The organism is Rhodopirellula sp. JB055, assembly GCF_043100905.1.
In the GTDB taxonomy this organism is placed as follows: Bacteria; Planctomycetota; Planctomycetia; order Pirellulales; family Pirellulaceae; genus Rhodopirellula.
The window spans coordinates 1-10,835 of the sequence record NZ_JBICHO010000242.1; the positions used below are offsets into that span (position 1 = coordinate 1).

The 10,835-nt window shown below is 55.1% G+C and carries 6 protein-coding genes; 4 read left to right on the top strand and 2 right to left on the bottom strand.

All coding sequences use genetic code 11. The features are described from left to right. The coding region (locus tag ACF8AM_RS10025) for a hypothetical protein (protein WP_392555506.1) at positions 1-186 on the bottom strand (186 nt) is incomplete at its 3' end. Positions 187-817: 631 nt separating this feature from the next. On the opposite strand from ACF8AM_RS10025, the gene ACF8AM_RS10030 reads away from it, so the two are divergent. Together ACF8AM_RS10030 and ACF8AM_RS10035 are read left to right on the top strand one after the other, a co-directional pair. Then, the gene (locus ACF8AM_RS10030) at positions 818-2,155 is read left to right on the top strand and encodes a hypothetical protein (RefSeq protein WP_392555507.1); all 1,338 of its coding nucleotides are present in this window, start codon (positions 818-820) and stop codon (positions 2,153-2,155) included. Between the two features lie 57 nt (positions 2,156-2,212). Further along, the gene (locus ACF8AM_RS10035) at positions 2,213-5,455 is read left to right on the top strand and encodes a DUF6797 domain-containing protein (RefSeq protein WP_392555508.1); all 3,243 of its coding nucleotides are present in this window, start codon (positions 2,213-2,215) and stop codon (positions 5,453-5,455) included. Positions 5,456-5,535: 80 nt separating this feature from the next. On the opposite strand, the gene ACF8AM_RS10040 is transcribed toward ACF8AM_RS10035, so the two are convergent. Continuing rightward, positions 5,536-6,078, bottom strand: a complete 543-nt coding sequence (locus tag ACF8AM_RS10040) for an AAA family ATPase (protein WP_392555509.1) — start codon at positions 6,076-6,078, stop codon at positions 5,536-5,538. A gap of 393 nt (positions 6,079-6,471) precedes the next feature. Here ACF8AM_RS10040 and ACF8AM_RS10045 point away from each other — a divergent pair, with 393 nt between their 5' ends. Then, the gene (locus ACF8AM_RS10045; protein ID WP_392555510.1) at positions 6,472-8,478 is read left to right on the top strand and encodes an alkaline phosphatase D family protein; all 2,007 of its coding nucleotides are present in this window, start codon (positions 6,472-6,474) and stop codon (positions 8,476-8,478) included. A 385-nt stretch (positions 8,479-8,863) separates the two neighbouring features. Then, positions 8,864-10,666 carry a YecA family protein gene (locus ACF8AM_RS10050; RefSeq protein ID WP_392555511.1) on the top strand — a complete coding sequence of 601 codons (1,803 nt, stop codon included), beginning with the start codon at positions 8,864-8,866 and terminating at the stop codon, positions 10,664-10,666. Positions 10,667-10,835: the final 169 nt, after the last annotated feature.

Below are 10,835 nucleotides of genomic sequence, written 5' to 3' on the forward strand. Positions count from 1 at the left end.
TCGTCCACTGGGCTGCTTGAACAACAAGTCGCTCGTCCGTAGATGGGGCGTTTCGCCAACTCGCAACCAACCCACTTGGGCCGCTTGAGCTCGGATAGAAGAATGGGGAACCGGATCGGCTGTGACAAAGCCAATCAAAAACCAAAAAACTTCCAAACCACCACTTGGCGGCAGCGAACATTTCATAGAAGAAGTCGACGAGGCGAAGAGTCCTTGGTTTTGACGCCAGTTCAGGACTCGTCGCCTCGTCCACTGCCCAAAAAATACTAAGTGGCCGTTCCGTTCGGTCCGCTGACCGAATGATTTCCTGAATGGTACCAGCCATCCACCGAGGTGAGTGACGGCGTGTCTCGATTGCACGCCGGATCACGCGGACCGCTGGTGTTTGTTCTTTTCAAATGAAGAGGCGGGACGGGCGGCACGTTCTTATTTGATCCGGCCTGAGGGGCGGAGCGGGGTTTGTACGAACGACTCTGTGTCGTGAGTGGCTGTTTAATAGCAGAGAAAAGTTTTTGGAGAAGTGCTTTCGTGTCGGTCGTCGGTTTCGTGGGAAGCAACAGGACGAGTTTTGGCGAAGTGTGACACCGGAGCGACTCAACCGTCGTGAACTTGGTTTGAGGCGGTACCGATCACCTGTTCATTTGTTTGATGAACAGCGTCCCGATCGCATCACGATTGATTGAGACTGGCCGTTGTGCGTCGACGACGAGTTCGACGCGGCCATCCAATCCGCTGGTATACTATCTGCCCCCCGTCTCGACGCTTCAACGTTCTGCTCTGAACCTTGCTGGTCGCACTCCCTCCTGAAGCATTCCCCATGCCCACCTTGATCTCTCGTCTGATGCAGACGTTGTTGGTCTTGCTGACCACTCCCCTGTTTGCCCAATCACTTGATTCATCGACAAAGAATGGAACGTCGCCTGATAACTCATCGCGGGACGTTTTGGGTCAAGACAATTTGGTGGCGTGGTGCATCGTTCCTTTTGATGCTTCCAAACGAACGCCCGCGGAACGAGCGGAGATGCTGGTCGACCTGGGCATCCGTCGCTGCGCCTACGATTGGCGGGCCGAACATGTGCCAAGTTTCGAGCAAGAAATTCTCGAGTATCGCAAGCACGGCATCGAGTTCTTTGCCTTTTGGGGTGGACATCCCGAGGCCTATCGGTTGTTTGAGAAGTACGACCTGCATCCGCAGATTTGGATGATGCCGCCCAATCCCCGCGAAGGCACACAGGAGGAAAAACTCCAACAAGCTGCCGAGAAGATGGTCTCTGCCGCAAAGGAAACTCAACGCCTGGGATGCAAACTGTCGCTGTACAACCATGGTGGCTGGGCCGGTGAACCGGAAAATCTGGTCGGCATTTGTCGCGAATTGCGCTCGCGAGGATTCGATCATGTGGGCATCACGTACAACCTGCACCACGGTCACGAACACATCCATGACTGGCGAGAATCATTCGAGTTGATGCAGCCCTATTTGCACTGTCTCAATCTGAATGGAATGAATGACGGGGCCAATCCAAAGATCTTGGAACTGAGCAAAGGCGAACATGAAAAAGCCATGATTCGTGTCGTGCTGGAAAGCGGCTATCAAGGCCCGATCGGTATCCTGGATCATCGTTCGGAACTCGATGCCAAAGAATCCCTGTCCGAGAACATCCAAGGCCTGCAGTGGATTCGCCAAGAACTGAAGGAACCAGGTAGCGGCGGTGCTCGACCCAAGACTCCCTTGCCTCCTGCCACCGACGGAATGCTGCCCAACGAGTCCAGCTCGCCGAGCACCAGCGCAATCTTTCCAGGTGAGCCTGAATATCGACAACCGCCCGTCACAGTGGAATGTCGGGCGACGCTGAATTCTGCTTCTGGTTACAACATTATGGTCAGCAGTGATACCAAGCGGTCAGCCAACCACTGGGAACTGTTCAGCATGGCCAAGACCGGGACCCTGACCGCGTATTTGCCTGGCAAACGACCAGACCATGTACGCAGCCAAACGGTTGTCACAGATGGCAAGCCTCATACGTTCTCGATGGTCTACGAACCGGCCCGAGTGAGGCTGTTCGTCGACGGGAAACAGGTGGCCGATCAAAGTGTTGCACCCTCGCCCGGCCGAGGAATCGACGGACAGTTTGGGATCGGACGTTTGGTGCAATGATCCTTCCGATTCAATGGCGTGATCGATTGGGTGCGGGTCACTCGCGGAGTTCGCCCGATGTCCTCGTCTGCCGCTGAGAAGGTTTCAGTGGACGACGACACGATCGGGTTGTGGGAACGCGATCCTGAAAGTGGCAAAATTCAGTTCGTCGGCAAGTCATCAAATGTTGCCCCGTCTGGTGCAACAGAGACGCCGGAGACGACCGAAACTTCCAAGGTGATTCCGTACGATCCGAACACCGTACGGGAACTGGCCCGCGACGCGATGAAACATGGTGACGCGTTGCGAGGCGCCAGAGTCTTTGCCAGTGCCAAGACGGCCTGTTTGTCATGCCATCAGATCGGCTCGCATGGCGGAACCGTCGGCCCCAGACTTTCGCCGATGAAACAGCCTCGCGAATTGACTCATTTGGTGGAATCCGTCCTGTGGCCCGATCGCGAAGTTGCCCCCCAGTACGTGAGCTGGAAAGTCCTGACCGAAGAAGGGCAGATCTTCACCGGTTACCGAGTGAACTCAGGCGATGATTCCGTGACGTTGAAGGATCCCGCGACGGGAAAGGAAACCGTGATCGATGCGGATGACATCGTCGATGAGATCGCGGGAAGCACTCCCATGCCCGCGGGCTTGGCCGCTGCGATGACACGAGAGCAACAGCGGGACTTGATTCGCTTTTTAGCGGAGGTCACCAACAACAAACCGTCATTGTCCAGCGAACTCCAGCACGTGTTGGCTCAATCTCAATCGCATGGTCCGGTTGCGTTCCCATACGACGCTGAACCGCTCAGCCCGGAACGCTGGCAACATGCGAAGCATCATGTGAACCGCGACCGAGTCTACGATTTCTATACAAAGCAAGCAGAGTACTTTCGAAAGCAAGATACGGTTCCAATGTTGTTGTCGCCTTATCCTGGACTCGACGGTGGGCAACATGGACACTGGGGCAACCAAACGGAAGAAACCTGGGCCAGTGACGACTGGCAGAACACGATCCAAGGCTCAGTGTTGGCAGGCGTTTTTCGTGGTGATGGCAAGACCGTGCCGCGAGGTATTTGTGTGCAGTTGGGCGGCCCAGATGAACACTCAATCTGCTTCGACCCGGACACATTGAGTTACGCAGCGGCCTGGAATGGTGGTTTTGTAAAGACCTCCTCTGTCCGCCATGGTTTTGTCAGCGGACTGAAGATGCAAGGCAATCCAATCCCAATTCCAACGAGCGTCTCTTCAGGAGACGCTGCAGCCGACGAGCCCTTTGAATATCACGGGTTTTATCGGATGGGTGATCGCGTGGTGTTCGCGTACCGCATCGGCGAGACCGAATACCTGGATTCGCCGCGAATCAAAGACGGACACCTGGTCGTCGAGCGTGTGCCAGCCGGCGAACACCCAATGCGAAAAGCGTTGGCTGGCGGACCGCCCCAGTGGCCGCAGACCATTCAAACGAAAATCATTCCCGGCAATGGGCGTCCGTTTGCAATCGACACGATCGAACTGCCGCATGACAACCCGTGGAAGGCATTGTTGTTCTGCACCGGACATGACTTTCTTCCCGATGGCAGTGCCTTGGTCTGCACCATGCAGGGTGACGTGTGGCATGTCAGTGGCATTCAGTCACCTGCCGACGAGTCGGGCGTAGCAACTTGGCGACGGTTTGCGTCCGGATTGCACCAACCGTTGGGGATGGTTGTTGCCGAAGATGGAATCTATGTGCAGTGTCGCGACCAATTGACTCGTTTAACAGACATCAACGGTGACGGGGAAGCGGACTTCTACGAGTGTTTCAGCAACGCCTTTCAAACGTCCCCGGCAGGGCATGACTTCATCTGTGGATTGCAGCGAGATTCGGAAGGGAACTTCTACACGGCATCAGGCAACCAGGGTCTCTTGCGGATTTCTTCTGACGGCAGCCGCGCGGAAGTGATTGCCACCGGATTTCGCAACCCGGATGGGTTGGGGATGTTGCCCGATGGCACGCTGACGGTTCCCTGCAGCGAAGGTGGTTGGACACCTGCCTCGATGATTTGTGCCGTGCCGAATTCGTTTGATGTCTCAACAGGCGATCGTCCACCACACTATGGGTATCGCGGTCCGCGCGGAGACGAACCTCCGACGCTGCCGCTAGCGTACTTGCCTCGCGGGCTGGACAATTCCAGTGGCGGTCAAGCGTTGGTGCCAGCCGGAGTTTGGGGGCCTCTGCAAAACCAGTTGTTGCACTTCTCGTTTGGGACGGGGACTTGGTTCACGGTGTTGCAAGACGAGGTGGACGGCCAAACGCAAGCAGCCGTGGTTCCTATGTCTAGTGATTTCCTCTCGGGAGCTCATCGCGGTCGATTCTCGCCAACCGATGGACAGCTTTATGTGTCCGGATCACAGGGGTGGGGAGCTTATGTGCCGGAAGAAGGTGGATTCCAACGAGTCCGCTACACGGGACATTCGTTTCAAGTTCCAACGAGTTTCCATGTGCACGAAAACGGAGTGCGAATCACGTTTGCAGAGCCTGTCGAACCAGGCACCGCAACCAACGTGAAAAATCACTTCGCGCAGTGTTGGAATTACCGATACAGCGGAGCGTATGGTTCGCCGGAATATTCCCCCATGCACCCTGGCGTCGCCGGACACGATCCGCTGGAGATCACGTCAACGCATGTCTCGTCCGATTCGCGCACCGTGTTCTTGGAGATCCCCGGTTTGCAACCCGTCAATCAATTGCATCTGCGTTTGCACGTCAACGCGGACGACCAGTGTTTGACCGCCGGGCGAACGGAAACTGGACACGACTTGTTCATCACTGTTCATTGTCTGGACGCTGCGTTCCAAGACTTCCCAGGCTATCAACCGATCGAGAAGACGATTGCCGCACATCCCATTTTGAGCGACCTAGCATTGAATGCGATTCGCGTTCCCAATCCATGGGGATCCCCAATCCCAAATTCACGCGCCATTGAACTGAAGACGGGAACGAACCTGACCTACCAGACCAAACTCATTCGAGTGCAAGCCGGTGAGGCTTTGGCGTTCACGTTGGCAAATCCCGATGTGGTCCCTCACAACTGGGCTTTGGTGCGTCCGGGAAAATTGCAACGTGTCGGTGAACTCGCCAACCAATTGATCGCCGATCCGCAAGCCTTCGCTCGACACTACATCCCCGACACCGAAGACGTTCTTGTTGCCACCGACGTGGTCGGCCCCGGCGAGTCCCAAACCGTCCATTTCCGAGCCCCTTCTCAACCGGGCCGCTATCCATTCCTCTGCACGTTCCCCGGCCACTGGATGGTGATGAACGGTGAAATGATTGTGGAGTGACGCGTCGGATATATAAAACCTTCGAAAGCCACCGAGACATCGTTGAAGCGACACTGCAGCCATTTCGCAACTCGTCTGAATCAAGATTCAATGGACGCAGTGCAGTCCTGTTCGCCCAACTGGCTTGTATCGACGTGTTCGACATCGAAAGCGGGCTCGGCCGGAGGTGCATCGCGAACATGTTGTGCCCAATCAACCAATTTCCCATGGTCTCGTGGGTTACCTCGAAGCTGGATCCTTTGCCTCCGCACGTCGTCATGGCATGTTAAGTACCAAATCTTTGGTGTGACGCCAAAACGGTCGCGAAGTTGGTCCGGCCAACGAGCATCCGTCAGCTCTCGTGTGAACGGACCGACAATCACAACGCTCACGTGGGGAAGGTTTTCGGCTGCGGTATCGAACAGGCATTCGTACACCGCATCTCGAAACAATTGCTTGTACTCGGGACTGTCCCGATCAGCGGGATCCAGCCCCGCCGCCTTCAGGCCAGCTCGCACAACAGGTTCGGTCACCGTGTCGCTGTCCAGCAACCCAGCCGCCAACTTCGTTGCCAGCGTTCTCCCAAAGGTGCTTTTACCGACACCGGCTGCCCCCGTGACGATGTGAAGTGAATGCGTCGACATGATAAGTGAATCAGTCCAGGCGGGTGGTCTGTCAAAGGTAAGAGTGACGGTTGATCGTGGTGGACGACGCGACGAGTCCGCGAATCTGTCTCCAATTCACACGCTCGTACGATCGGCATTCAAGCCCGTCCAGATAAGCCACCAAGGCGTGAGTTGTCAAATTGTATTGCAGCGTGAGCTCATCTCAACCAATGGACGCTTGGAGCCCCCTGTGTCAACATTTCCAATGTGTTGCTGACCTGCTCACGGCATTCGCCGTCGACTTTCGTATCATCCAATTGCCTTGGAATTCTCCACCGCAACGATACAAAACGGCTTGTCCGCAAGACACACTTGCTCGGCTTAGAATTCTCGAAAGCTCTCCCACCTAGAACGCTCCCGCCTCTGACCGCCATGAACCTTTCAAAACTTCATCCATTCTTCTTGCTCGGATCTCTTTGGTTGGCCTCGTTCGCACTGAGCGCCCCGGCGAATGCAAACGATGTGGTTGGTCCACTCGTGGGAACTGTCGACAGCACCTCCGCGAATTTGTTGTATCGCGTGGGTGAGTCCGAGCAATCACTGCGGTTGACTGTGTTTGCGGATGGCACTGCGGTTCAAAAAGTCGAATCGGTCGGTCATCAGGAAGATGATTTCGTGGCCAAGTTTCGACTCACCAATCTCCACCCCAACACTCTGTACCACTACCAAATCACAAACACGAAAACCGGAGAAACATTGGTGGAGGCGGACGATCAACACTCGTTCCGAACCGCCAATCCGGCTCGGCATGGAGAACGCGTTTCCGTCGGATTCGTTTCCTGTGTCGACATCGAGCCCAACGGAATCTGGAATGAGATGCAGGGGTTGGACCTCGACGCCGTGTGCCTGATGGGCGACACCCCATACATCGACAGCACCGATCTGAAGAAGGTGCGGGCAAGGCATCGCGAATTCCTGCAGATGCCCGACTTGGCCGCGTTGTCAGCCAAAACACCCACTGTTGGAACCTGGGACGACCACGACTTTGGGCTCAACAATGGCAACGGCCGCAACGTGATGGAAGGCAAAGTCGACACCCGTCGCGGGTTTGTGAACTACCGTGCGCATTCGCAATACGGCAATGGCAAGGAAGGCGTTTATCACCGGGTTGACCTGGGGATGATCGACGTGTTCTTTCTCGATCCGCGTTACTTTTCACAAACCGATCCCTCGCCCGCCGACAAAACACAGCCGACTTGCCTCGGAACCGAACAATGGGAATGGCTGCTCGATGGATTGCGTTCGTCCAAAGCCCCTTTCAAAGTCTTGGCACAAGGTGCGATCTGGGAAGACAAGAAGAACCGGGAAACGGATGACATGTTCACCTACTGGTACGAGCGAGACGCGTTGCTGGATGTGATCAAGACAGAAGGCATCTCGGGGGTTGTTTTGTTGGGCGGGGACATCCACGTCGCCCGCCATTTGATCCATCCTCAGCGTGTTGGCTATGACCTCCATGACTTCGTGATTTCACCGGGGCACGACCACACGATTACCGCGCTCGACGTTCCTCATCCGTCGTTGGAATGGTCATTGGTGGAAGGTTGGCAGTTCCTCACCTTGACCGCAGACGGGACAAAAGACGCTCCCATGTTGACGGCCGAGTACCGCCAACCCAACGGAGTCGTGAACCGTCAAGTCAAAATCCCACTCGCATCGTTGACCGCGGACGCTTCCTTCAAACCCACCTCCCAATTGAGAGCCCACTGGTCATTCGATGGTGACTTGGAAAACGAATCGATTCTCGGCCATCGGATTGATGCGGTCGCAGGGAACGATGCCCAGGTTGTCGGCGAAGGAGGCGTCTCCGGCGGTGCATTGAAACTCGATCGTTTGCAGGAACAGTATGTTCGTGTTCCCCGCAGTTTCTTGGATGACAACTCGGCCCATCACACCGTTTCGCTGTGGATCAAACCAACCAGTCTGCCTGCACACGGCACCGCGGAACGACACTTTCTGCTCGAAAGCACGGCGGAGGGAACCGAGTCCTCGAAATCAGCTTGGCATCTCTCGCTGGGGATGCGTGCGGCAAATGACGCAGACAAAGTGAACCTGCAGATGTACACGCACACGTTGCAGCCAGCCTCGCAACCGGAGGCGGCTCCTACGCCCAAATCACAAGGCGGTTTCGACACCTTGGTTGACCGTGAGATGCTGCTCGATCGTTGGAACCACGTGGTCATGGTATTCGACACGGAATCGCTGTCGCTGATTCTCAACGACACCCTGATCGCCAAGCATTCCCTTCCGGTTCCTGGGCCTGCATCCGAATTCGGAGGGCTGGTGATTGGCGGGCACCGAGAAGAAACGGGTCGAAACTTCGACGGATGGATTGACGAGGTCTCAATCTGGCAAGGCGAGATGCCCAACAGTCTGTGAATTTGTCGATGGACTTCCGATCCAGACTTGTGATCGCACTGAGGCGTTCACGGCGATTCAAGGACACGGCAATTGGCTTGCCATCGATTTGGTTCAAAAGCGAATCCTTGCCGGCGACGACATCCAAAAACTTGGACGCAAAAGATGTTGGAGGGCGTGTCCGCGACGCATCCCGAACTGTTGGCGAAAGTCGCCGACTTCCAGTCGCAAATCGATGAACAAGAATGAGCAAGAGTCTCCAACTCAGACTGCGAAGGCAGGATTGACGACTACCCTTTTTAGGGCGGCACAAAATGCATGTCGGCGGATTTCAGGCCCATCGCCTGATTGTGGATCCCGGTTAAACTCACTGCTGCTTTCCCAGATCGTTCAGGATGGAGATTCAATGATCAATTCTTCAACAGACATCGATACCGCTCAACTGGTCGAGTCTTTGGGCCAGTTTCGACGAGGGGTTTTACCTGCGGGCGTGATGCGAGAGCTGATCAGCCGAGGCTCGGAGGTCATGCCCGCTTTGGTGTCGCGTTTGAATCGAGCGACCGACTCGAACCGAAAGGGCCTTGGGGCATGTCCTTCGGACGTTTTTCTCTGCTACCACTTGCTCGGCATCGACCCGCAGCCGATTTTGCGAGATTGGTTTGACCAATTCCTGCGGTGCGAAGAAGACACCATTGAATGTTGTAGCGGCGAAATCACTCAACGTTTCACTCGTGCCATCGTGACCGCGATTGCGGATCCCAACAACATCTCAACTTATTGCCAATGGTTGGATTCGCTGGTCCAGGATGAGCAAGTCAGCGATTACATCAAGCTTCAATTGGTCGAAGCGTTGTTCAATTTTGTGTCCGAGAAGACGTTGGATGACGCGGTTGCCGTCCAGTGGGTGCTCACGTGGATTCAACAACGGCAACATCTGAAACAGGACTTGTTTTCATCGATGGTGATGGCCTCGATGATTGACATTGGCGGCCTGGAATTCAAAGAGCTAGCAGTAGCCTGTATGGAACGAGACCAACTCTGCGATAACTATGTTCGAGCAGGAGATTTCGTTTCCATGTCGGATGAACGCCAACTGAACTTTTTGCGTGAACGTGCTGAGGGCGATCGCGAAATGCTTGCCGATCCAATCAGCTTCCTTTCCAGTTGGCACGCATTCGCCTGGACGACCGATGATCTCGATCCTATCCGAGCACGTTGCCAAGCGTTGCCCAAGCATTCGTTCTTTCGCCCACGCCACGTGGAGACGCCCAGGATAGAAGAGTGGTTGTCCGCCATTGATCAATCGAACTATGAAACCTACCCGCAGGAAGCGGTCGAACAACTCAACCTGAACATCGACCAAGCGGTTGAACCGCTTTTTGAACAAGTTCGAAACGGAATCAAATCCGCTAGGAACGGTGAAACGCTCGATAGCAACGGTCCCTATTTGGCTGCCCTCCTGCTGGCCAGCAACTGCGACACCCGACGAGTTTTATTTGACGGTGCCGATCCATTCCTGGAACTCCTTGATCTTCCATGCGAGCGACGAACAGAATGGTTTGGCGACTCAATCGACACGCATTTGATCAAAGCATTGCCTCACCTGTTGGCAGGCCAAACCCAACCGATGTTGGATCGCATTCAGGATTCAGACCGAAACGATATCGATCGAGCGTCTTGCGTCCTCTACTTCGTTCTTTCTGTTTATCACGGATACCTGAGTCGTGAAAAATGCATCCAAATATTGCGTCAGCTTTGGGAAACACTGAGTCAAGAGGCTGAAAAAACAGGCACGTTGATGCCCAAGGCGGCGATCTTCGATGCCGCGTGTCTGCTGTCTCTCCCCGAGAATGACCCGTTGATGAAACAGGCGACCGCCGAGGGTGTCTCGCATTTCCATCTGAGTTCTGAATCGGCCAAGATTTGTCTTCAACAGCCACAGGACGCAAACGAAGTTGTAAGAACGGAGGTCATACAATGGAAACCAATCAACGAAGTGGTCCAGCAGGGCTGTCAGTTTGCGGAGAGCGCATTCGCTTCCGACTCGTTTGAACGTCATCCCTATTTGAACACGCCAATCCACACTGAACCGGCGCCACACCAACCGCCGGTCGGCACGCTGAGAAACACCGGGACGAAGGTGGGGCGAAACGAACCATGTCCCTGCGGCAGTAACAAAAAGTACAAAAAGTGCTGCATGAAGCGATAGAAGGCACGCCAAGCATATCCCCCTCTCGCAGAAGGTCGTTCCGTTTTATTTCACCCTCCCTTTGGAAGGGGGGAATTGGTAAAGCGAGAGCCATTCGGCGCTAGCCCACGGCTATCGGAGACGAACCGGACGCTATCGCGTAACGGCTGACTAAATCATCACGGTGCTG

What these genes read in the sequence shown, in the direction of transcription:
- ACF8AM_RS10030 (WP_392555507.1), top strand. Translation starts at nt 818, where the DNA reads ATGCCCACCTTGATCTCTCGTCTGATGCAGACGTTGTTGGTCTTGCTG.
- ACF8AM_RS10035 (WP_392555508.1), top strand. Translation starts at nt 2,213, where the DNA reads ATGTCCTCGTCTGCCGCTGAGAAGGTTTCAGTGGACGACGACACGATC.
- ACF8AM_RS10040 (WP_392555509.1), bottom strand. Translation starts at nt 6,078, where the DNA reads ATGTCGACGCATTCACTTCACATCGTCACGGGGGCAGCCGGTGTCGGT.
- ACF8AM_RS10045 (WP_392555510.1), top strand. Translation starts at nt 6,472, where the DNA reads ATGAACCTTTCAAAACTTCATCCATTCTTCTTGCTCGGATCTCTTTGG.
- ACF8AM_RS10050 (WP_392555511.1), top strand. Translation starts at nt 8,864, where the DNA reads ATGATCAATTCTTCAACAGACATCGATACCGCTCAACTGGTCGAGTCT.